Source organism: Streptomyces sp. NPDC050504 (assembly GCF_044458065.1).
In the GTDB taxonomy this organism is placed as follows: domain Bacteria; phylum Actinomycetota; class Actinomycetes; order Streptomycetales; family Streptomycetaceae; genus Streptomyces.
The window spans coordinates 833,374-856,034 of record NZ_JBITHO010000002.1; the positions used below are offsets into that span (position 1 = coordinate 833,374).

The following is a 22,661-nucleotide window of genomic DNA, read 5'->3' on the forward strand; positions in this document are numbered from 1 at the left end:
ACGTTAGGAAGCGCGCATCACGGAAACCGGGACGTTGTGTAACAGCGAGCCATAGAGCGTGCGGAAACTCCGTACGGGACGGCTTCCGGCGCGGTTCGAGGGACCAAAGTCCTGGTCACGGGCGTACGGAAGGCCCCGGGCCCGCCCCCGCCAGCGCCTCGCTCACCCCGTGCTCCCGGTCCCCGAGGAAGCGCGGGTCGGGTTCGAGCACCGCGTCCAGCGCCGCCTTGCCCGCCGCCGCGACCTCGCGCACCCCGCCGTACAGCCACGTCGAGTCGCGCGGCTCGGCGACCCCGACGCCGTACGACTCCACGCCCGCCGCCTGGCACAGCGCGACCGCCCGGCGTATGTGGAAGCCCTGCGTCACCAGCACGGCCCGGTCGACGCCGAAGATCTTCTTGGCGCGCACGCACGAGTCCCAGGTGTCGAACCCGGCGTAGTCGCTCACGATCCGCCCGTCCGGCACCCCGCGCTTCACCAGGTACGTGCGCATGGCGTCCGGCTCGTCGTACTCGACGCGGCTGTTGTCGCCGGTCACCAGCACGACCTTCACCTTGCCCGCCCGGTACAGCTCGGCCGCCGCGTCCAGCCGGTGCGCGAGGTACGGCGTCGGTCTGCCCTTCCACAGCCCGGCCCCGAACACCACCGCGACGTCCTGCGCGGGCACCGCGTCCACCGACCGCACCCGCTCGTCGGCCACCGCGTACATCCAGGCCGAGGGGGCCAGGGCCAGCACCGAGCCGAGGACGACGGCCTGGAACGTCCGCCGCTGTCCCCGCCGCGTGCGCGGCCAGCCCGGCAGGGCGGCCCGCCCGAGCCGTCCGCTCCCCAGTCCCGCGCGGGGCATCCGCATGCGCCCTCCCCATCTCGTCGGCCGTGCCGGTCATCGGTGCACAAGTACAGACGTACGGGACGCCCCGAAGGTTCGCGGGCGTCACCGCCGCGCAACGGACCGGCAACCTCGGGCGGGCACCATCGGGCCATGACGCAGAAGGCGCACCGAGGCGAGTCCCTGCCGGAGGCATCCCCCAAGACCCCGTTCGACACCTCGGCCCCGAGCACCCTCGAACTCCTCACCCGCATCACCGCCCAGCTCGGCGCCCAGCTCGGCCGGGTCACCCTCAGCGGCGTACCCCTGGCGCACCGCCCCGGGCCGGGCCGTCAGCCCGTCTGACGGCGACCGTCGGCCATTCGGTCGGTCCGTTTGTCAGTGCTTCCGTTTAATGTCGGTGGCATGGAAGGCACCACGCACGTCCCGTACGACCAGTCGGACATCGAGCGCTGGGCGGCCGAGCCCGACAAACGGCCCGGCCGCACCGCCTTCCAGCGCGACCGCGCGCGCGTGCTGCACTCCGGCGCGCTGCGCCGCCTCGCGGGCAAGACCCAGGTCGTCACGCCCGGCTCGTACAGCCAGGCGTGGGACGCCAGCCCGCGCACCCGCCTCACGCACTCCCTGGAATGCGCCCAGGTCGGGCGGGAGTTGGGCGCCGCGCTCGGCTGCGACCCCGACCTCGTCGAAGCGGCCTGCCTCGCGCACGACATGGGACACCCGCCCTTCGGGCACAACGGCGAGGTCGCGCTCAACGACTTCGCCAAGGACTGCGGCGGCTTCGAGGGCAACGCCCAGTCGCTGCGGCTGCTCACCCGCCTGGAGCCCAAGAGGTTCGTGCCGGACGGGGAGACCGGCGAGCCGGTCAGCGTCGGCCTCAACCTCACCCGCGCCGCCTTGGACGCCGCCACCAAGTACCCCTGGGCGCGCGGCGCCCACCCCACGGACCCCGACTCGGTGAAGTTCGGGGTGTACGACGACGACCTGCCGGTCTTCGAATGGGTCCGCAGGGGCGCGCCCGAGCACCGCAAGTGCTTCGAGGCCCAGGTCATGGACTGGTCCGACGACGTCGCCTACAGCGTCCACGACTTCGAGGACGGCCTGCACGCCGGGCACATCGACCCCAACCTGCTGCTCGCCGAGCCCGAGCGGGCCGACATCTGGCAGGTGGCGATCGGCCGGTACGTCCCCGAGGACACCGACCCCGGGGAGCTGGCCGAGGCCCTGGACCGGCTGCTCGACCAGGAGTGGTGGCCGCACGGCTACGACGGCTCGGTCGTCGCGCAGGCCCGCCTCAAGGACGCCACCAGCCAGCTCATCGGCCGCTTCTGCCAGGCGGCGGAGGGCGCGACCAGACGGGCGTACGGCCCCGGACGCCTCACGCGGTACGCGGCGGAGCTCGCCGTGCCCCGCGGGACCCGCAACGAATGCGCCGTTCTCAAGGCGGTCGCCGTCCGGTACGTGATGCAGCGCCCGCAGCAGGAAGCGCTCCGCGCCGACCAGCGCATCGTGATCGCCGAGCTGTCCGACGCGCTCACCGCGCGCGCCCCCGAGGGCCTGGACCCGCAGTTCAGGGCGATCTTCGAGGCCGCGGCCGACGACCGGGAGCGCAAACGCGTCATCGTGGACCAGATCGCCTCACTCACCGACGCATCGGCCCGCACCCTGCACGCCAGACTCACCCGCCCCGGCCGCCAGGACGGCCCGTCCTGACGCCGGGGACCCGCCAGTTCGGGGCGGCCGGGGCGGCGCCCCGCGCCCGTCCCTCTTCCGTCATCACGCTGCGTGCGGGACGCTCCCTGATGGCGGCCACGCCACGTACAGGCAACGAGGAGGCATCAAGTGGTCGACGGAGACCGGACTTTCGTCATCGTCGGTGGGGGTCTCGCCGGGGCCAAGGCCGCGGAGACGCTCCGCGCCGAGGGCTTCACCGGACGGGTGATCCTGATCGGTGACGAGCGCGAGCATCCCTACGAACGCCCGCCCCTGTCGAAGGGCTTCCTCACCGGCAAGGAAGAGCGCGACAGCGTCTACGTCCACGAACCGGCCTGGTACGCGCGGTCCGACGTCGAGCTCCACCTCGGGCAGACGGTCACCCACATCGACCGCGAGGCGCGGACGGTGCGCCTCGGCGACTCCACCCTCGTCCACTACGACAAGCTCCTGCTCGCCACGGGCGCCGAGCCGCGGCGCCTCGACATCCCCGGCACGGACCTGGTGGGCGTCCACCACCTGCGCCGCCTCGCCCACGCGGACCGGCTGCGCCAGGTGTTGTCCGCGCTCGGCCGGGACAACGGCCACCTGGTGATCGCGGGCGCGGGCTGGATCGGCCTGGAGGTCGCGGCGGCGGCGCGCGGGTACGGCGCGGAGGTCACCGTGGTCGAGCCCGAGGCGACCCCGCTGCACGGCGTCCTCGGGCCCGAGCTCGGGCAGGTCTTCGCCGACGTGCACGCCGAGCACGGCGTCCGCTTCCACTTCGGCGCGCGCCTCACCGAGATCACCGGGCACGACGGGATGGTCCTCGCCGCGCTCACCGACGACGGCGAGGAGCACCCGGCGCACGACGTGCTCGCCGCGATCGGGGCCGCGCCGCGGACCGCCCTCGCGGAGGCGGCGGGGCTCGCCATCGCCGACTGGGCGGACGGGGGCGGGGTCGCCGTCGACGCCTCGCTGCGGACCTCGGACCCGCACATCTACGCGGCGGGCGACGTGGCGGCCGCCGACCATCCGCTGCTCGGGACGCGGCTGCGGGTCGAGCACTGGGCGAACGCGCTGAACGGCGGACCGGCGGCGGCGCGCGCGATGCTCGGGCGGGACGTGACGTACGACCGGGTGCCGTACTTCTTCTCCGACCAGTACGACCTCGGTCTCGAATACTCCGGCTGGGCGCCGCCCGGGTCCTACGACCAGGTGGTGATCCGGGGCGACGTGGGCAGGCGCGAGTTCATCGCGTTCTGGCTGGCGGAGGGGCGGGTGCTCGCCGGGATGAACGTGAACGTGTGGGACGTCACGGAGCGGATCCAGCACGTGATCAGGACGGGCGCGCAGGTGGACCAGACGGCCCTCGCGGACCCGTCGGTCCCGCTGGAGAGCCTGGGCTAGCCCCGGGAGGCGCGCTCCGCCGTGCGGGCGGGGCGGGGGTGCGGGGCGAGCGCCCCACCCCGCCCCACCCCGCCGCGCCCGGACTGTCACCGCTCACCCGTAGAATTCATCCGTGGCAGGCAGGATCAACGATGACGACGTGAAGGCGGTTCGGGACGCGGTCCCGATCGACGCCGTTGTATCCGAGTACCTCCAGCTCAAGAACGCGGGCGGCGGGAACCTCAAGGGCCTCTGCCCCTTCCACGACGAGAAGTCCCCCTCCTTCCAGGTCAGCCCCAGCAAGGGCCTGTTCCACTGCTTCGGCTGCCAGGAGGGCGGCGACACCATCGCGTTCGTGATGAAGATCGACCACCTCTCCTTCTCGGAGACGGTCGAGCGCCTCGCCGCGCAGGCGGGCATCACCCTGCGCTACGAGGAGGGCGGCTACAACCCCTCCACGCAGCGCGGCGAACGCACCCGCCTCGTCGAGGCGCACAAGATCGCCGCACAGTTCTACGTGGAGCAGCTCGCCACGAGCCCCGAGGCCGAGATCGGCCGGAAGTTCCTCGCGGAGCGCGGCTTCGACCAGGCCGCCGCCGCGCACTTCTCCGTCGGCTACAGCCCCGCGGGCTGGGACCACCTCACCCGCTTCCTGCGCGGCAAGGGCTTCACGGACCGCGAGCTGATCACCTCGGGGCTCTCGCAGGACGGCCGCCGGGGCCCCATCGACCGCTTCAGGGGCCGCCTGATGTGGCCCATCAAGGACATCGGCGGCGACGTCGTCGGCTTCGGCGCCCGCAGGCTCCGCGACGACGACAACGGCCCCAAGTACCTCAACACCCCCGAGACCCCGATCTACAAGAAGTCCCAGGTCCTGTACGGCATCGACCTGGCCAAGAAGGAGATCGCCAAGGTCAGCAGGGCCGTCGTCGTCGAGGGCTACACCGACGTCATGGCCTGCCACCTCGCGGGCGTCCCCACCGCCATCGCCACCTGCGGCACCGCCTTCGGCACCGACCACATCAAGATCCTGCGCCGCCTCCTGATGGACAACGGCTCGGCCCGGGTGATCTTCACCTTCGACGGCGACGCGGCGGGCCAGAAGGCCGCCCTGCGCGCCTTCGAGGACGACCAGAAGTTCGCCGCCGAGACGTACATCGCGATCGCGCCCGACGGCATGGACCCCTGTGACCTTCGTCTCGCCAAGGGCGACGACGCCGTGCGCGAGCTGGCCGAGCCGCGCACCCCGCTCTTCGAGTTCGCGCTCCGCCAGGTCACCGCGCGCTACGACCTGGAGACCCCGGCGGGCCGCGCCGCCGCCCTCGACGAGGCCGCCCCGATCGTGGCCCGCATCAAGAACAGCGGCGCGCAGCACGAGGTGGCCGTACAGCTCGCCGGGATGCTCGGCATCCTCGACACGCAGTTCGTGGTCAAGCGCGTCAGCCAGCTCGCCCGCTGGGCCCGCGAGCGCGGCTCGGGCGCCGACCGCCAGGGTCAGCGCGGCCGGTCGCGCGAGTCCTTCGCGCAGCCCGAGGCCCCGCGCGGCTTCTCGGGCCCCGCGCTCACCCTGCGCAGCCCCGCCCACCGCACCGAGCGCGAGCTGCTGAAGCTCGCCCTCCAGCACCCGGCCCTGGTCTCGCCCGCCTTCGACGCGTACGGCGTGGACGAGTTCACCGCCCCGCCCTACGCGGCGGTCCGCCAGTGCATCGCGGAGGCGGGCGGCGCCACGGACGCGCCGTCCGACTACCTGGCGGCGGTCCTGGAGACGGCCCCCGACGACACGGTCCGCGCCATGATCACCGAGCTGGCGGTGGAGGCCGTCCACGCCCGTACGGTCGACGAGACGTACGCGGGAGTGCAGCTGGTCCAGGTCAGGCTGCGCGCCGTCGACCGGCGCATCGGCGACGTCCAGAGCAGCTACGCCCGGCTGAGCGGCCACGGCGACCCGGAGCAACTGACCGCCGTGCAGAACGAGTTGTGGGTGCTCCAGCAGTACAGTCAGGCCCTGCGGAACAACGGCGCCGACGCGCTCTGAGCGCCCCCGCGCGGTACGGAGCCCCGCTCCGTGGGTAATCGGTCCGTCACGGAACGGACTCAAAAAGTCACCGCACGCCCCTCGTGGCGGCTGTGTGTCGTACCCCACACTGGGGGCGGTGCTTGAGAGCCTGTGTCACCGGACCGCGGCCGGCCCATGGGAAGTGGGCCGTTCACCCCCGCGGATCCGCTCATCGCGTACGGGACGGAAAGCGGCAAGGCAGCCCACCCCGTCCCGCTGCCGCACCCCCCCCGAATCCGGCAGCGATCACCCTGGAGGTCGCACCCGTGCAGACCCAGACCCTGACGGAGACCGATACGGCCACGGCGGTCCCGCCGCAGAACAGGCTCAAGAACCATCCCGAAGCGCTCCCCGACGCGCCCCCCGGGGCGACCGGCCCCGCGGAGGCGCCCGACGCGCCCGACGCCGCCGGGGCTCCCGACGCACCCGACCCCGAAGCGTCCGAAGCATCCGAAACGTCCGAAGCCGCCGAGGCCGCGGAGTCCCCCGAGCCGCGCGGCAGGGCCGACACGAGCGGCCCCTCGTCCGACCTCTTCCGCCAGTACCTGCGCGAGATCGGCCGCATCCCGCTCCTCACCGCCGCCGACGAGGTCGAGCTGGCCCGCCGCGTGGAGGCCGGGCTCTTCGCCGAGGAGCGGCTGGCGCGCACCGACCCCGACTCGCAGCTCGCCGTGGACCTGGACACCCTGGTGGTACTGGGCCGGATGGCCAAGCGCCGGCTCATCGAGGCCAACCTCCGGCTGGTCGTCTCGGTCGCCAAGCGGTACGTGGGCCGCGGCCTCACCATGCTCGACCTGGTCCAGGAGGGGAACCTCGGCCTGATCCGCGCGGTCGAGAAGTTCGACTACGCGCGCGGCTACAAGTTCTCCACGTACGCGACCTGGTGGATCCGCCAGGCGATGTCCCGCGCCCTGGCCGACCAGGCCCGCACCATCCGCGTCCCGGTGCACGTCGTCGAGCTGATCAACCGCGTCGTGCGGGTCCAGCGCCGGATGCTCCAGGAGCGGGGCCACGAGCCGACGCCCGAAGAGGTCGCGGCCCAGCTCGACCTGGCGCCCGAGCGGGTCAGCGAGGTGCTGCGGCTCGCCCAGGAGCCGGTGTCGCTGCACGCGCCGGTCGGCGAGGAGGACGACGTCGCGCTCGGCGACCTGATCGAGGACGGCGACGCCGCGTCCCCGGTGGAGTCCGCGGCGTTCCTGCTGCTGCGCGAGCACCTGGAGGCGGTGCTCTCCACGCTCGGCGAGCGCGAGCGCAAGGTGGTCCAGCTGCGGTACGGGCTGGTGGACGGCCGCCCGCGCACGCTGGAGGAGATAGGGCGGATCTTCGGCGTGACGCGCGAGCGCATCCGCCAGATCGAGTCCAAGACCCTCAACAAGCTCCGCGACCACGCCTTCGCCGACCAGCTCCGCGGCTACCTGGACTGACGGGCCGACGGGCCGACGGGCCGCCCGGTCGAACGACGGGCGGGCCCCCGGACGCGGCGGCGCCCGCGCCGGGGACCCGCCGGGGCCTTCAGCAGGTCCGCAGCTCCTTGACGGCCGGAGTGAAGGCCGCGACGTACTTCACGGCCTTGACCTGGCCCGCCCGCAGGGAGTGACACTCGGTGTCGACCTTGTTCTCCTCGAAGGCGACCTTCACCGACTGGGTGGTGGAACAGCCGTTGGTGATCTCGTAGTTGTTGTAGGCGCTGAACGGCACGAAGATGAACTCGAACGTCACGCAGCTCGGCGCCGTCGCCGTGGCGCCCGCCTCGGCGGCCTGGGCCGTACCCGTGAGGGCGGCACCGGCGAGGGCGAGGCCGCTGAACGCGCCGACGAGTGCCGCGACCGACTTCTTCATGGAATCTCCTGACTCGAAAAAATATCAACTGTCTGATTCCGCCCCGCTGTTGATCGCGGCGGCGGAACCAGACACTAGGTACGAGCCATTTCGATCCGCTTTCGCCAAGCACGTCGGCGGGATCACTCCACCTCGACGACCGCCTCCGCGAACTGCGCCGCGTACAGCCGCGCGTACGCCCCGCCGGCCGCCAACAGCTCCTCGTGCGTGCCCTGCTCGACGATCGAGCCGCTCTCCATCACGAGGATCACGTCCGCGTCCCGGATCGTGGAGAGCCGGTGCGCGATCACGAACGAGGTCCGCCCGTGGGCGAGGCGCGCCATCGCCTTCTGGATCAGCACCTCCGTACGGGTGTCGACCGAGCTGGTCGCCTCGTCCAGGACCAGGATCACCGGGTCGGAGAGGAACGCCCGCGCGATCGTGATCAGCTGCTTCTCGCCCGCGCTGACCCCCGCCCCGTCGTCGTCGATGACGGTGTCGTAGCCGTCGGGCAGGGTGCGTACGAACCGGTCGGCGTGCGCCGCCCGCGCCGCCTCCTCGATCCGCTCGCGGCCGACCTCGCCCGACGCCCCGTACGCGATGTTCTCCGCGATCGTGCCGCCGAACAGCCAGGTGTCCTGGAGCACCATGCCGATGGAGGAGCGCAGTTCGTCCCGCGACATCCTCGCGATGTCCACGCCGTCCAGCGCGATGTGACCACCCGTCACCTCGTAGAACCGCATCAGGAGGTTGACCAGCGTGGTCTTGCCCGCGCCCGTCGGGCCGACGATCGCCACGGTCTGGCCGGGCGCCACGCTCAGCGACAGGTCCTCGATGAGCGGCTTGTCGGGCTCGTAGCGGAAGGCGACCTTCTCCAGCGAGACCGCGCCCCGCAGCCGCGCGGGCCGCCGCGGCGCCGCCGCGTCCGGCTCCTCCTCGTCGGCGTCGAGCAGTTCGAAGACCCGCTCGGCCGAAGCGACGCCCGACTGCACCATGTTGGCCATCGAGGCGACCTGCGTCAGCGGCATCGAGAACTGCCGGGAGTACTGGATGAACGCCTGCACGTCACCGATGGACAGCGTGCCCGACGCGACCCGCAGCCCGCCGACGACCGCGACCAGCACGTAGTTGAGGTTGGAGATGAAGAACATCAGCGGCTGCATGACCCCGCTGTTGAACTGCGCCCGGTAACCGGCCTCGTACAGCGCCTCGTTCTGCTCCGCGAAGTCCTTCGCCGACTCCTCCTGGCGCCCGAAGACCTTCACCAGGGCGTGCCCGGTGTACATCTCCTCGACGTGCGCGTTGAGCGTGCCGGTCGTCTTCCACTGCTGCACGAACTGCGGCTGCGAGCGCTTGCCGACCTTCGCCGCGACGAACACCGAGACCGGCACCGTCACCAGCGCGACCAGCGCCAGCAGCGGCGAGATCCAGAACATCATCGCCAGCACGCCCACGATGGTCAGCAGGGAGTTGATGAGCTGGCCCATCGTCTGCTGCATCGTCTGCGAGATGTTGTCGATGTCGTTGGTCGCCCGGCTCAGCACCTCGCCGCGCCTGGCCCGGTCGAAGTAGGAGAGCGGCAGCCGCGCCAGCTTCGCCTGGACGTCCTCGCGCATCCGGTAGACGGTCCGGTTGATGACCGTGATCGACGCCCGGGTCGCCACCAGCATCAGCAGCCCGGCCGCCGCGTACACCGCCGTCGCCAGCAGCAGCACGTCGCCGACCGCCCCGAAGTCGATGCCCTCGCCCGGCGTGAAGTCCACGCCGGAGAGCATGTCCGCGAGCCCCGAGTCGCCCTTCTCGCGCAGCGCCTCGACGGCGCCCGCCTTGTCCCCGCCGTCCGGCATCTGCCGCCCGACGACCCCCGCGAAGACCAGGTCGGTGGCCTTGCCGAGGATCTTGGGGCCGACCACCGCGAGCGCGACGCTGAGCACGCACGCCAGCAGCATCACGTACAGCATGGCCTTCTCCGGCTTGAGCTGCGCCAGCAGCCGCCTGCCCGAGCCCTTGAAGTCCATGGACCGCTCGACCGGTCCCGTCATCATGCGCCCGCCGGGCCCGGCCATCACGCGGCCTCCGCTTCCGTCAGCTGGGAGAGCACGATCTCCCGGTAGGTCTCGTTGTCCGCCATCAGCTCGTGGTGGCTGCCGGTCCCCACGACCCGGCCCTCGTCGAGGACGACGATGCGGTCGGCGTCGCGGATGGTGGAGACGCGCTGGGCGACGATGACGACGGTCGCGTCCCGCGTCTCGCGTCCCAGCGCGGTCCGCAGCGCCGCGTCCGTGGCGTAGTCCAGCGCCGAGAACGAGTCGTCGAAGAGGTAGATCTCCGGACGCTGGACCAGCGTCCGGGCGATCGCCAGCCGCTGGCGCTGCCCGCCGGAGACGTTCGTGCCGCCCTGCGCGACCGGCGCGTCCAGCCCGCCCTCCAGCTCCCGCACGAACGAGGCCGCCTGCGCCACCTCCAGCGCGTGCCACAGCTCCTCGTCCGTCGCGTCCGGCTTCCCGTACCGCAGGTTCGACGCCACCGTCCCCGAGAACAGGTACGGCTTCTGCGGCACCAGACCCACCGTCCGCGCCATCAGCGCCGGGTCCAGCGTCCGCACGTCCACCCCGTCGACCAGCACCTCGCCGTCGGTCACGTCGAACAGCCGGGGCACCAGGCCCAGCAGCGTCGACTTGCCCGAGCCCGTGGAGCCGATCACCGCCGTCGTCTGCCCCGGCAGCGCCACCAGGTCCACGTCCCGCAGCACCGGCTCCTCGGCGCCCGGATAGCGGAAGTCCGCGCCGCGCACTTCGAGCCGGCCCCGGCCGAGCAGCTTGCGCACCGGCGAGACCGGCGGCGCCACGCTGCTCTCCGTGGACAGCACCTCCTGGATGCGCTCGGCGCACACCTCGGCGCGCGGCACCATCATGAACATGAAGGTGGCCATCATCACGGCCATCACGATCTGCATCAGGTACGCGAGGAACGCGGTCAGCGAACCGATCTCCATCGCGCCGTCGTCGATCCGGTGCGCGCCGAACCACACCACGGCCACGCTGGAGAGGTTCACCACGGTCATCACGGTCGGGAACATCAGCGCCATCAGCCGCCCGGTGCCCATCGACACATCGGTCAGGTCCTGGTTGGCGCCCCGGAACCGCTCCTTCTCGTACGCGTCGCGCACGAAGGCCCTGATGACGCGGTTGCCGGTGATCTGCTCGCGCAGCACGCGGTTGACCGTGTCCAGGCGCTCCTGCATGGTCCGGAACAGCGGTCGCATCTTCCGCACGATCAGCGAGACCGCGATGCCCAGCACCGGCACCACGGCCAGCAGCACCGCCGAGAGCGGCACGTCCTGCCCGAGCGCCATGACGATGCCGCCGACGCACATGATGGGCGCGGAGACCATCAGGGTGAACGCCATCAGCACGAGCATCTGCACCTGCTGGACGTCGTTCGTGGTGCGGGTGATCAGCGAGGGCGCCCCGAAGTGCCCCACTTCCCGCGCGGAGAAGCTCTGTACGCGGTCGAAGACGGCGGCCCGGACGTCCCGCCCGAGCGCCGACGCGGTCTTCGCGCCGTAGTGCACGGCACCGATGTTGCAGACGACCTGCACCAGGCTGACGGCGATCATCGCGCCGCCGAGCGACAGGATGTACCCCGTATCGCCCTTCACGACGCCGTTGTCGATGATGTCCGCGTTGAGGGTCGGCAGATAGAGCGTGGCGGAGGTCTGCAGCAGCTGGAGCAGCACCAGCAGACCGATCGCCTTCTTGTACGGACCCAGATGGGCCCGCAGGAGTTGTATGAGCACGCGCGTCTCTCGGGTCGGCAAGATCGGGGTCCAGCCCATTTTCCGCCAGGAACCCTCGCTCCCGCGAACCGATTTGCCCAATCGAGGGTCAAGCTCGTCTCAAGTCCGGTAGGGCCCCCGAAGACCCCCGGACGGCCACCCGCGGGCCCCCGGACGGCCACCTGCGGGCCTCCGGACGGCCACCCGCGGGTGCCCCCCGACCGCTAGAGGGAGCCCTGCGCCGCGCCGAACGCGCCGGGGTGCACCTGGTCGCGCGTCGTGACGTACTGCTGCCGTACGGCCTGCCCCACGGCCAGCTCGTCGCCCGGCTCGAAGACCTGCCCGGCCGCCCCCTGCCAGGCGGGCGGCGCCGAGGGCGACAGCGTCCCCTGCGAGACCCCCAGCGCCCAGGCGGCCTGCCGGGCCGCGCCCAGCGCCGCGTAGTCGGCGGGCTCCACCACCACGACCTGCGCGCCCAGCAGCGCGGGCGCGATCGCCTGCACGGCGGGCAGCTCGGCCGCCGCGCCCAGCAGGAACACCCGCCGCACCGACACGCCCCGCCCGCGCAGCACGTCCAGCGCGTCGGCGAGCCCGCACAGCATGCCCTCGAAGGCGGCCCGCGCCAGGTGCTCCGGCTTCATCGCCTCGCGCCGCAGCCCGCACAGGGTGCCCGCGGTGTGCGGCAGGTGCGGCGTCCGCTCGCCCTCCAGATACGGCAGCAGTACGAGCCCGGAGGCGCCGGGCGTCGACTTCAGCGCCAGCGCGGACAGCTCGTCGAGCCCTTCCAGGCCCAGCATTTCGGCGGACCCGCGCAGCACCCGTACGGCGTTGAGCGTGTGCACGACCGGCAGGTGCATGCCCGTCGCGTCGGCGAACGAGGCGATGGAGCCCGCCGGGTCGACCAGCGCCTCGTGGTGCACCGCCATCACGGAGCCCGACGCGCCGAGGGACACCACGGCGTCCCCGGTGCCCAGCCCGAGCCCCAGCGCCGCCGCCATCGTCTCGCCGGTCCCCGCGGAGATCAGCAGCCCCTCGGGCGTCGTCCCGGCGACCTCGGAGGGGGCCAGCACCTCGGGGAGCGCGGCCTGGTGCCCGAGCGCGAGGTCCACCAGGTCGGGCCGGTACGAGCCGGTGGCGGGCGACCAGTAGCCGGTCGAGGAGGCCGCGCCCCGGTCGGTGGTGCGCCGGGCGGGACGGCCGAGCAGCTGCCAGACCAGCCAGTCGTGCGGCTGGAGCACGGCCGCGACCCGCCGGGCCGCCTCCGGCTCGTGCCGCGCCAGCCAGCGCAGCTTCGCCACCGCCATCCCGGCCTGCGGGTACGCCCCGACGGCCTCGGTCCAGGCCTGCCGCCCGCCGAGCGCATCGGCCAGGTCCACCGCGGCGACCTGCGCCCGCTTGTCGTTCCCGACGAGCGCGGGGCGCACGAGGTTGCCGTGGGCGTCCAGCGGCACGAGGCCGTGCTGCTGCGCGGACACGCCGATCGCCTGGACGCCCTCCAGGAGCCCGCCGCCCGCCGCCTCGCCGAGGGAGAGCAGCCACGCCTGTGGATCGACGTCGCTGCTCTTGTCCTCGATCGGATGCGGCGCGTACCCCTGCCGCAGGACGGCGCCCGTGTCCGTGTCGCAGACGACGATGCGCGTGAAGGTGGCTGAGCTGTCCAGACCGGCGACTATCCCCATGGACAAGATTCTGCCGCACGCGCGGCGCGGCCGGGGCCCCTGTGACGCAGGACCCCGGCCGGTGCGGCTTCGCCGCGTACGGACCCGGTGCCGGCGGATCAGGTGTTGGTGGTGCCCCAGTCGTCGTCCTCGCCGCTGCGGCTGCGCTCCCGCAGCGAGCGCACCCGGGCCGCCACGGAGTCGGGCACCTTGTCCCCGACCTTCTCGCCGACCTTCCCGCTCACCGAGTGGTACGCCCTGCCCGCGAACTCGCGGCCGCCCTGCGCCGCGGACTCGGCGGCGTTGCGGACGGCCGGATTCTGGGCGATCTGCCGCGCGGACTTCCTCAGCTGCTCGTACCGCTCGCGCCCGGCCCGCGTGCCGATGACGTATCCGACGGCCAGACCGGCGATGAACGTGAGCTTGTACCGCATGGCCTCCACCCTTCCCTGGTGCTGTGGGCTGTGTGGTTGCCCGCCTACCCGTAGCGGCCCGAGATCACCCCGGGAGCCGCCCGGAGATCATCCCGGAGGACCGTCCGGGGAGGGCCCGGCGGGCACCCCGGTCCGCTCTCCGGGATACCGATTGGCGGAGCACCCCCCTGCTTGCGCTAATGTATGTGTCGCAGCGAACGCACGCCTCCCGGGCAAGTCCCAGGTGGGTTCGTTCGGTGCAACGCAGCAATCCCCTGTAGCTCAATTGGCAGAGCAGCCGGCTGTTAACCGGCAGGTTACTGGTTCGAGTCCAGTCGGGGGAGCGCGATCCCCTGTAGCTCAATTGGCAGAGCATTCGGCTGTTAACCGGAGGGTTACTGGTTCGAGTCCAGTCGGGGGAGCGATCGGGAAGAGGGCCCTGCGGGGCCCTCTTCTTCGTTTTCCGGCGCTGTTCGCCCGCGCTTCCGGGAACCGTGCAGGCCGCGGCGGTGTCCTCATGGTCATGCGTTGCCGACCATCCGAAGCAGGAGATCGTATGACCGGCTATGCTGCGGCAGACGGCGCGCACAAATGTGCGCGACGCGCCGTTAGGGGCGGTAGCTCAGCCGGTTAGAGCAGCGGACTCATAATCCGTCGGCCGTGGGTTCGAGTCCCACCCGCCCCACTGTGTGCCGCAGGTGCAGAAACGATCTCACCTGCGGCTTTGGCGTTTTCTGGGGCTGTGGGCGCGAGTCGGCCCCGGCCCGCCCCGCGCGCAGCGCGAAATGGGTTTCGGGGCCGCGGAAGCTCCCACCGTCGGCCGGTGGACCGTCTTCGTGGCCCGCGCTCTCCAGCACCGGCAGACGATCGCGCGGCGGGGCGCCGCGGCCCCGGGGCGGCCGGGCCGCGCGACGGGGGCGAGCGGCGCCCGCCACCCGTCACAGGAGGCGCCGCACGGCCTCCATGATCGCGCTGCGGCAGTCCGCCGGGTTCGACGCCAGGACGGCCGCCGCAGGCATGCTCGCGGCGTTCGTCGGGCTCCAGGCCGAGGCGATGGCCAGGACGAGGGTGAGGAGCGTGGCCGGGTCGAAGCCCGATGCGCCCACCTGGCCCTTGCGCACCGCTTCCAGCGAGGAGAGCTTCTCGTTGCGGGTCGGCTGGGCGACGGCGGGGTCCCGTTCCACGGAAGTGCCGCGTTCCAGCCGGTGCCAGGTCGCCAGGCGGAGCACCTCGGGGTGCTTCTGGAAGAAGTCGAACAGCTGCCCGGCGTACTCCGGCAGGTCGTCGGGCGTGAAGGGCACCATGTCGAGGCCGCGCCCGAGGTGTGCGTCGAAGACGGCGTCGAAGAGGCCGTCCTTGTTGCAGAAGTAGACGTAGATGAGGTTCTTGTTCGCCGAAGCGGCCTTGGCGATTCGGTCGACGCGTGCTCCCGCGATCCCGTACGCCGCGAACTCCTCGGTCGCCGCGTGGAGGATGCGGGCCTTAGTGGCCTCGGCTCGGGACATGAGGGTCATGTTAACAGTGGTTCATGGCTCTTGCGGGGGGCGTGGAGGCCCGTTGCCGTCGCCGCCGTCGTCCGTGGGTCACGGAGGACGAAGTGCCGTATAGGGGAGGTGAGTTGTCGCTGGTCGGCTCCGGTCGTCGCGATCGGGGGGCGGGTGGGGCGGGTGTGCCGTCACCTCAGTCCGAAGGCGTCGATCAGCGCCTCGGAGGCGAGCAGCATGACGGTGCACCACAGGGTGACGCCCGCCATGAGCCAGCCGATCAGCCGCCACCGGGGCAGGCCCAGCGCAGTGCCCAGCATGGCCGATCCCCAGGTGCCGAAGAGCGCGGGCCCGATGATGCCGAACCCGATCACGCCGTACCGGTTCGCCACGCGCCGGGCCCGCCGACCGGTGGATCCGGAGAGCCGGTTCCGCCGTTCCTCGGGCGGCGCCCCCGCGGTGACGGGCCGTCGCGTCGAGCGCCAGGCCAGCCATCGGGTGCGCAGCCACCCGACCGCGAAGACCGCGGACAGCAGGCATCCGGCCGCACCGAGGAGCACGGCGACGAGCGCGACGGGCGGGGCCAGGGAGATCGAGAGGCCGAAGGGTACGGCCGGGGTGCCCAGGGCGAATCCGGCGAGCACGGCCCAGGCGAATTTCAGCACGTGGTACTCCTCGTCGTGGGGAGCTGACGCCGCGTCGGTTCGTGGCGACAACAGGGTGACTAACCGGTTACGCTATCGCGATGACCACCTCACCATCCGACTCACCGTCCTTACCGAGCAGCCTGGTTGAGCGACTGGGGGCGTCCAAATACGTACTTCTCACGACGTTCCGCCGGAACGGGCGGGCGGTGCCCACTCCGGTGTGGGTGATGAGGGACGGGGACTTCCTGGCCGTGTGGAGCGCGGCCGACGCCGGCAAGGTCAAGCGGATCCGCAACAGCGGCCGGGTGACCGTCGCCCCCTGCGACTGGCGGGGGACCCCGAGGGGGGAGTCCGTGCCGGGCGTCGCCGACCTGCCCGCCGACCGGGACACCGTCCACTACCTCGACCTGATGAAGCGCAAGTACGGTCTCGTCGCGCGGATCGGCCTGCTGGGCAGCCGGCTGAAGGGGTCCAAGCACCGCACGGTGGGCATCCGGATCCGGCTCGTGGAGTGATCCTCGCGGGCCCCCGGCCGCGTCCGGTCCCCATCGCTCCCGGCCGAACCCTTGTTGACGGGCCGTCGTATCTCGGGCAGCCTTGCTCCAGACTGGTAACCATCTAGTTAGTCAAAGACTTTTCGAACGGAGTGGCACCGCCATGTCGTTACCCACCGGTGAATTCATCGGCAGCCCGCCCGAACCAGGACCCTCGTCCCCGCGGTCCTCGCGGCGGTGGTGGGCGCTGGCCGTGATCGCTCTGGCCCAGTTGATGATCATGCTGGACGCCACCATCGTGAACATCGCACTGCCGTCCGCCCAGGCGGACCTGGGCTTCTCCGACAACGACAGGCAGTGGATCGTCACTGCCTACGCGCTCACCTTCGGCAGCCTGCTGCTGATCGGCGGGCGCATCGCCGACCTCTTCGGCCGCAAGCAGACCTTCCTCGCGGGCATCATCGGTTTCGCCGCCGCCTCGGTGCTCGGCGGAGCAGCGGGCAACTTCGAAGTACTGGTGCTGGCGAGGGCGCTCCAGGGCGTCTCGGGCGCCCTGTTGGCGCCCGCCGCCCTCTCCCTGCTGACGACCATCTTCACCGACGTCAAGGAACGCGGCCGGGCCTTCGCGATCTTCGGTGCCATCGCGGGCGCGGGCGGCGCGCTCGGCAATCTGCTGGGCGGCGTGCTGACCGAGTACCTCGACTGGCGCTGGACCCTCTACATCAACCTGGCGTTCGCGGCGGCGGCGTTCCTGGGCGGTCTGCTGCTGATCGAGCGTCAGCCCCGGGTGACCCAGCGCGCCAAGCTCGACGTCCCCGGCGCGGTGCTGGTCACCCTGGGTCTGTTCGGACTGGTCTACGGGTTCTCCAACGCCGAGTCGCACGGCTGGGGTTCTCCCGCCAGCTGGGGCCTGCTGGTCGGGGGCGTCGCCCTGCTCGCCCTCTTCACGTACTGGCAGACGACGACGGACCGGCCGCTGCTGCCCCTGCGCATCCTCGTCGACAGGGACCGGGGCGCCTCGCAGATCGCCATCCTGGTCGCCACCGGAGTCATGTACGCGGTCGCGCTGTTCCTCGCCTACTACATGCAGCAGACGCTCCAGTACACCCCGGTCGAGGCGGGACTCGCCTTCCTGCCCATCCCGGTCTCGCTGGTCGTCGCCTCCGGTCTGGCCGTGGGCGTCCTGATGCCCCGGGTGGGGCCGAAGATCGTGATTCCCCTCGGGATGGCGCTGCTGGGCGCGGGCATGGTCTGGTTCACCCGCCTGGAGCTGGACAGCAGCTACGTCGGAGGCATCCTGCCGCCGCTGATCGTCCTGGGCCTGGGCCTCGGCCTGGTCTACGCGCCGGCGATCGACCTCGCCACCTACCGGGTGCACGAGGACGACTCTGGTGTGGCCTCCGCGGCGGTCAACACCACGCAGCAGATCGGTGGTTCGCTGGGGATCGCCGTCCTCAACACGATCGCGGCGAGCGCGGCGAGCAGCTACCTCAGCAGCCGGCAGGCGACGCCCGGGGTGATCGCCGAGGCGGCGCTGCACAGCTACTCCACCGCGTACTGGTGGGCGGCGGGCCTCGCGGCCTTCGGCCTCGTCGTGACCTTCCTGCTCTACCGCCCCGGCGTCCGGGAGAAGGACCCCGACGCGGTGAAGACCGTCGCCATGTGACGACCTGCTCCACGAAGTCCCCTCCCTCCCGAACGGGAAGCAGCCCCCCGAGGGCCGTGCAGCGCACCCGCGCTGACGGTCACCGGGGGGCTTCTCGATTTGGCGGACCTCCAGCGACTCCTGTAGGAAGCCGGGTACGTCACCGGGCCGTACCGGTCCTCCGGCCCGTCGGTGAGGGCTCCACCCCCGTCGCGACCCGTACGGCGCCCGAAGTCCACGGGTTCTCGCGGTGGCGCAAATGTAAACGGCGGATGTCGTTTTCCGTTCCGTCCGGTCGAAATTCAGTCATATGATCGAGGTTTAGCGTCAGGGCGCCTGGCTCAATTGGAATGGGAGCCTCGCTTTCCAGGGGCATATGCAGCTGTGGGGCCGGAGATTGCGCAGCGCATTTCGGCCGCAGGGGTCACGCTCGGCATCAAAGTAAGATATGGGACATTGTCGTGCGCTTCGGAAATTTCCCGACGGCCCGATCGAATGGTCGAGAACAAGCCACTCTATGGTTCAAAGCTAACCGTCCTGTTAGTTTTTGAAGGCGATCCTTGCGAGAGACAAGTAACCGCCGAGTAACTGCCGAGGGGGCTTGAGGAACTTCCACCGCGTGTGTTCCTTGAGTGCGTGCCATTGGTGGTCCGCAGCCTGCCGTGCGTGGCTCCACCGCCCAAGATCACCTTTCGCTCCGGGCTGACTCCGAGGGCTACTCCGACTTTTCTGTGAAATCCCAGACGTTCAGCTCTGCCCAAAGGGAGTTTGGTATGACAACTGTGCGCCGCAAACTCGCCGTTCCGCCGTTCTATTGCCCGCTGCCCGACGTCGTGTACGACAAGCCGGACGAAATAGATGCCGGCGCTGTTGCCTGGATGTTTCAGCAGGGTTTCCGCAAGGAGGGCGACTGGCTGCCGAAAATGAAAGCGGGTTCGTACACCGCGCACTGCATGCCGTACGTCCTCGACCGGTACGCCGAAATCATCACCTATGTCATGTACTGGGGCGGTGCCTGGGACGACGACCTCGACGTGATCCCGGGGCTGGACCAGCCAGGACCGCTGACCGTCCACGTCAGTCGGCTCAAGCACATCCTTGCCTCGCCCAAGTCCGCCGTGCCGTCGGGAGATCCGTACCTCTCGTCCTTCCAGGACTTTTGGAACCACATCTCCGGCGTGTCGACGCCGAGTCAGCTTGAGCATCTGCGCCAGGGTTTCTGCAGCTATTTCGACGGTGTCCTGTGGAAGTGCGCAAACCAGAGTCTCGGTGAACTCCCCGAACTGGGCGACTACCTGATCATGCGGGGCAACGATGTGGCCGGCCCCTGGCTGACCGCACTCACTCCAATCGGCGGCGGATATGAACTGACCGCAGCCGAACGGATCGATCCCCGGGTGCGCGCGGTATCCGAAGCGGTATCCGTAATCGTCGGTCTCGACAACGACCTGATCTCCATTCACCGGGAGAATCTCCAGGGCTTGTTCGACCAGAACGCCATTAGCATCCTGGTGCGCGACCGGCAGTGCACACCCGAGGAAGCGGTCGCCGAAGTCCACGCTCTGCGTGACCGAATCATGTCTCTGTACTTGCGCCTGCGCGACGAGATCTCCGCGACCGCCCGTCCGGAACTGAAGCGCTACGTCCACGAGATCGGCTACTGGATTCGCGGGCACATCATCTGGGCCGACTTCACCACCCGTTACTGCGCGCCCGTCGACCCGGAGACCGGCGAAGAACAGAACTTCGGCGGCTACGGCCTGGTCTGGGCGGACGAGCCGGCTGACGCGGACCCCGCACCCCTGCCGATTCCGCAGGTCGCCTGGTGGTGGGACCAGCTGGAGGGCTGACAGCGGCAGTACGGAGCCCGCCGGGTCCGCAAACCCGTCAGTCAACAAACGCATGGAGGTTCGTTCCGTGACAGGCCAGGCAACCAAGAGCTACACGAAGGGCACCGCACCGAGCGCGCTGCCCGTGCTCGGACACGCGCACCGACTGCGCAGCGACCCGCTCAGCTTCCTCCGGTCGCTGCCCAAGCAGGGCGACCTCGTGAAGATCATGGTGGGGCCGACGCCCATGTACATCGCGTGCCACCCCGATCTCGTCCACGAGATGCTGACCGACAAGGTCAAGGACTTCGTCAAGGGCGGTCCCGTGATGGACCGCGTGCGCACGGTCCTCGGAGACGGGCTCGTCACCGTCGACGGCCTCGTCCACCGCAAGCAGCGGCGCCTGATCCAGCCGTCCTTCCACCCCGCGCGCATCGCCGAGTACGTCGGCATCATGCAGAAGCAGGCGGCCGCCTCGGCCCACGAATGGCCGGAGGGCGAGAACGTCGACCTCCTGATGCAGATGGGCAACCTCAGCGCCGACGTGGCACTGAGCTGCCTGTTCTCCGAGCCCGGTGAGGGCGAGGTGCGCCGGGGCGCCCACCACAACCTCCCGACGGCCCTGAACACCGTGATCGACGGCATGTTCTTCCGCATGCTCAACCCGCTGCCGACCCTGGCCCAGCTGCCCACCCCCGGCAACCAGCGCTACAAGCGCGCGGAGGCGCAGCTGCACCAGGTGGTGCGCGAGACCATCGACCGCTACCGCCATTCGGGCGACGGCGGCGGTCTGCTGCGCACGATGATGACGGAGGTCGACGAGGAGGGGCACCGCTTCACCGACCAGGAACTGCACGACCAGTCCATCACCCTGCTCCTCGGGGGCGCGGAGACCACCGCCGTCCTGATGTCGTGGATCTTCCACCTGCTGCACGAGAACCCGCAGGCCGCCGCCAAGCTGCACGCGGAACTCGACGAGGTGCTGGACGGCCGCCCGGTGACGGCCGAGGACCTGCGGAAGCTCCCGTACACCCGCAACGTCGTCGCCGAGGGTCTGCGGCTCTACCCGCCGGCCTGGCTGCTCAGCCGTCGCGCCGCCGTCGACACCACGCTCGGCGGGCTGTCCGTGCCGGCCGGCACCGAGCTGTCGTACAGCCCCTTCCTGCTGAACCGGGACGCCCGCTACTTCGACGCCCCCGACAGCTTCGAGCCCGACCGGTGGCTCACCAAGTCGACCACCGCGCGCAAGGGCGACGCCTACCTGCCCTTCGGTGCCGGGAACCGCAAGTGCATCGGTGACGTGTTCGCCCTCACCGAGGCCCAGGTCATCGTGGCCACCGTGGCCCAGTACTGGAAGCTGGACCGCGCCCCGGGCACCCGCCCCACCCGCGCCCTCGTGCGCATGAGCCTGCGCCCCGACCAGTTCAAGGTCGTGCCGACCCGCCGGCGGTCGGCACGCGAGCCGCAGGCCGCGGCGAGCTGAACCCGGCCCGCTCGACCGACAGGGGCCCGGCGGGTCCCGTACCCGATGCCGCCCCTGTCCGGCCCGCCCTCCGGCACGTGGATCCACGTGCGCGGAGGGCCGGCCCCGCGGTGCGGTGCGAACCCTCCGCCACCGCTCGCCCCTTCCTCGGTGCCTCGTGCCCGCGGTGCGGCCCGGCGACTGCCGGGCCCCTCCTCGGCCCGGCCGGAAAGCGATGTCCCTCTTCGGCGGTTCCCCTCCCGTTTCACGCCCTCACGGACGCGGTCCACACGGTCTTGACGAACAGGAGCAACGACACATGAGCCCCACCACCAGCCTTCGCGAACCGGGTGCCGACGCCCTGGACTCGGTACACCTGCGCGGCCTGATCGACGAACGACTGAACGCCTTCCTCGACACCAAGAGCGGCCGGGACACGGATGTCCACCTGGTCTCGCTCATCGAGCACCTGCGCGGCTTCCTGATCGCGGGCGGCAAGCGCATACGGCCGCTCCTGTGCATGGTGGGCTGGCACGCGGCGCGCGGACACGGCGACACGGAGCCCGTCATCGGCGCGGCGGCCTCGCTCGAACTCTTCCACGCCTTCACCCTCATCCACGACGACGTGATGGACGCCTCCGACACCCGGCGCGGCCGCCCGACCCTCCACCGCACGCTGGAGACGGGCGCGAACTACATGACCGCCGAGCGGTTCGGCACCAACAGCGCGATCCTGCTCGGCGACCTCGTCATGGTCTGGTCGGACGAGCTGCTGCACTCCAGCGGCCTCGACCCGCAGCAACTGGCCGCCGTCAGGCCACTGTTGGACGCCATGCGCACCGAAGTGATGATCGGTCAGTACCGGGACCTGCTGGCCACGGGACAGCCCACCGCGGACGTCGAGCGGTCGCTGGCCGTGATCCGCTACAAGACGGCCAAGTACACCGTGGAGCGGCCGCTGCACATCGGCGCGGCCCTCGCCGGAGCGGACCAGTCCCTGCTGGACGTCTGCACCGCCTACGCCCTTCCGATCGGCGAGGCCTTCCAGCTGCGCGACGACCTCCTCGGCGTCTTCGGCGACCCGTCCAAGACCGGCAAGTCGACCCTGGACGACCTGCGGGAGGGCAAGGCGACAGCGCTGATGGCACACGCCCTCCACGCCGCCGACGCCGAGCAGGCGCAGGTGCTGAAGTCCCTGGTCGGCGACCCCGACCTGGACGAAGCGGGCGCCGAGACGGTCCGCGGGATCCTCCGGGACACGGGCGCCGCCGACAAGGTGGAACAGATGATCACCGACCGGGTGCGGCGCGCCAGGCAGGTCCTGGACGAGGCCCCGTTCCCCGACGAGGTCAGGAAGACCCTCGACACCTTCGTCACCACCACGACGCTCAGGGCCACCTGAGCACGGAGCGACGAGCGGTCGAGCGGACCTACTTCATTCCTTCCTAGAAATCTGGATGACGCGAT

At 71.0% G+C, this 22,661-nt stretch carries 17 protein-coding genes, 3 tRNA genes and 1 pseudogene; 13 read left to right on the forward strand and 8 right to left on the reverse strand.

Annotated features, from left to right (window positions below):
• Positions 1-115: 115 nt before the first annotated feature.
• The gene (locus ACIBNE_RS09535; RefSeq protein ID WP_399270894.1) at positions 116-853 is read right to left on the reverse strand and encodes a vancomycin high temperature exclusion protein; all 738 of its coding nucleotides are present in this window, start codon (positions 851-853) and stop codon (positions 116-118) included.
• A 129-nt stretch (positions 854-982) separates the two neighbouring features.
• Between ACIBNE_RS09535 and ACIBNE_RS09540 the strand changes: the two genes are divergently transcribed.
• The 5 genes and pseudogenes from ACIBNE_RS09540 (at position 983) to ACIBNE_RS09560 (ending at position 7,390) form a co-directional block, all read left to right on the forward strand.
• On the forward strand, positions 983-1,174 hold the full coding sequence (locus ACIBNE_RS09540) for a hypothetical protein (protein ID WP_399270895.1): 192 nt from the start codon (positions 983-985) through the stop codon (positions 1,172-1,174).
• 60 nt (positions 1,175-1,234) lie between these two features.
• Positions 1,235-2,542 (forward strand): deoxyguanosinetriphosphate triphosphohydrolase, encoded by a 1,308-nt coding sequence (locus ACIBNE_RS09545; protein WP_399270896.1) that lies wholly within the window; start codon positions 1,235-1,237, stop codon positions 2,540-2,542.
• 129 nt (positions 2,543-2,671) lie between these two features.
• Positions 2,672-3,931, forward strand: a complete 1,260-nt coding sequence (locus tag ACIBNE_RS09550) for an NAD(P)/FAD-dependent oxidoreductase (RefSeq protein ID WP_399270897.1) — start codon at positions 2,672-2,674, stop codon at positions 3,929-3,931.
• Between the two features lie 112 nt (positions 3,932-4,043).
• A complete protein-coding gene (dnaG, locus tag ACIBNE_RS09555; protein WP_399270898.1) occupies positions 4,044-5,945 on the forward strand; it encodes a DNA primase in 1,902 nt (633 codons plus the stop codon).
• A 156-nt stretch (positions 5,946-6,101) separates the two neighbouring features.
• Positions 6,102-7,390, forward strand: a pseudogene (locus tag ACIBNE_RS09560) (RNA polymerase sigma factor).
• A gap of 88 nt (positions 7,391-7,478) precedes the next feature.
• Here the strand turns inward: ACIBNE_RS09560 and ACIBNE_RS09565 are convergent.
• The 5 genes from ACIBNE_RS09565 to ACIBNE_RS09585 all read right to left on the reverse strand — a co-directional run bounded on the left by ACIBNE_RS09565 (position 7,479) and on the right by ACIBNE_RS09585 (position 13,654).
• Positions 7,479-7,805, reverse strand: coding sequence for a hypothetical protein (locus tag ACIBNE_RS09565; protein ID WP_399270899.1), 327 nt, complete (start codon positions 7,803-7,805; stop codon positions 7,479-7,481).
• Positions 7,806-7,927: 122 nt separating this feature from the next.
• Positions 7,928-9,850, reverse strand: a complete 1,923-nt coding sequence (locus ACIBNE_RS09570; protein WP_399270900.1) for an ABC transporter ATP-binding protein — start codon at positions 9,848-9,850, stop codon at positions 7,928-7,930.
• Complete coding sequence (locus ACIBNE_RS09575) at positions 9,850-11,583, reverse strand: ABC transporter ATP-binding protein (protein ID WP_399270901.1); 1,734 nt, start codon at positions 11,581-11,583, stop codon at positions 9,850-9,852. The genes ACIBNE_RS09570 and ACIBNE_RS09575 overlap by 1 nt, the downstream gene beginning before the upstream one ends.
• A gap of 203 nt (positions 11,584-11,786) precedes the next feature.
• Positions 11,787-13,241, reverse strand: coding sequence for an FGGY family carbohydrate kinase (locus tag ACIBNE_RS09580; RefSeq protein WP_399270902.1), 1,455 nt, complete (start codon positions 13,239-13,241; stop codon positions 11,787-11,789).
• Between the two features lie 98 nt (positions 13,242-13,339).
• A complete protein-coding gene (locus ACIBNE_RS09585) occupies positions 13,340-13,654 on the reverse strand; it encodes a YtxH domain-containing protein (RefSeq protein WP_399270903.1) in 315 nt (104 codons plus the stop codon).
• A 250-nt stretch (positions 13,655-13,904) separates the two neighbouring features.
• Between ACIBNE_RS09585 and ACIBNE_RS09590 the strand changes: the two genes are divergently transcribed.
• From ACIBNE_RS09590 to ACIBNE_RS09600, 3 genes are all read left to right on the forward strand, one after another.
• A tRNA-Asn gene (locus ACIBNE_RS09590) sits at positions 13,905-13,977 on the forward strand.
• A 5-nt stretch (positions 13,978-13,982) separates the two neighbouring features.
• Positions 13,983-14,055, forward strand: a tRNA-Asn gene (locus ACIBNE_RS09595).
• Between the two features lie 189 nt (positions 14,056-14,244).
• Positions 14,245-14,318: transfer RNA gene (locus ACIBNE_RS09600), tRNA-Ile, on the forward strand.
• A gap of 253 nt (positions 14,319-14,571) precedes the next feature.
• On the opposite strand, the gene ACIBNE_RS09605 is transcribed toward ACIBNE_RS09600, so the two are convergent.
• Positions 14,572-15,138 (reverse strand): TetR family transcriptional regulator, encoded by a 567-nt coding sequence (locus ACIBNE_RS09605; RefSeq protein ID WP_399270904.1) that lies wholly within the window; start codon positions 15,136-15,138, stop codon positions 14,572-14,574.
• A 170-nt stretch (positions 15,139-15,308) separates the two neighbouring features.
• Positions 15,309-15,782: a hypothetical protein gene (locus ACIBNE_RS09610; RefSeq protein ID WP_399270905.1), complete on the reverse strand. Its 474-nt coding sequence runs from the start codon at positions 15,780-15,782 to the stop codon at positions 15,309-15,311.
• 80 nt (positions 15,783-15,862) lie between these two features.
• Between ACIBNE_RS09610 and ACIBNE_RS09615 the strand changes: the two genes are divergently transcribed.
• From ACIBNE_RS09615 to ACIBNE_RS09635, 5 genes are all read left to right on the forward strand, one after another.
• Positions 15,863-16,279 (forward strand): PPOX class F420-dependent oxidoreductase, encoded by a 417-nt coding sequence (locus tag ACIBNE_RS09615; protein ID WP_399270906.1) that lies wholly within the window; start codon positions 15,863-15,865, stop codon positions 16,277-16,279.
• 142 nt (positions 16,280-16,421) lie between these two features.
• On the forward strand, positions 16,422-17,924 hold the full coding sequence (locus ACIBNE_RS09620) for an MFS transporter (protein ID WP_399270907.1): 1,503 nt from the start codon (positions 16,422-16,424) through the stop codon (positions 17,922-17,924).
• A gap of 752 nt (positions 17,925-18,676) precedes the next feature.
• The gene (locus ACIBNE_RS09625) at positions 18,677-19,753 is read left to right on the forward strand and encodes a terpene synthase family protein (RefSeq protein WP_399270908.1); all 1,077 of its coding nucleotides are present in this window, start codon (positions 18,677-18,679) and stop codon (positions 19,751-19,753) included.
• Positions 19,754-19,820: 67 nt separating this feature from the next.
• The gene (locus tag ACIBNE_RS09630; RefSeq protein WP_399270909.1) at positions 19,821-21,215 is read left to right on the forward strand and encodes a cytochrome P450; all 1,395 of its coding nucleotides are present in this window, start codon (positions 19,821-19,823) and stop codon (positions 21,213-21,215) included.
• 298 nt (positions 21,216-21,513) lie between these two features.
• Complete coding sequence (locus tag ACIBNE_RS09635; RefSeq protein WP_399270910.1) at positions 21,514-22,596, forward strand: polyprenyl synthetase family protein; 1,083 nt, start codon at positions 21,514-21,516, stop codon at positions 22,594-22,596.
• Positions 22,597-22,661: the final 65 nt, after the last annotated feature.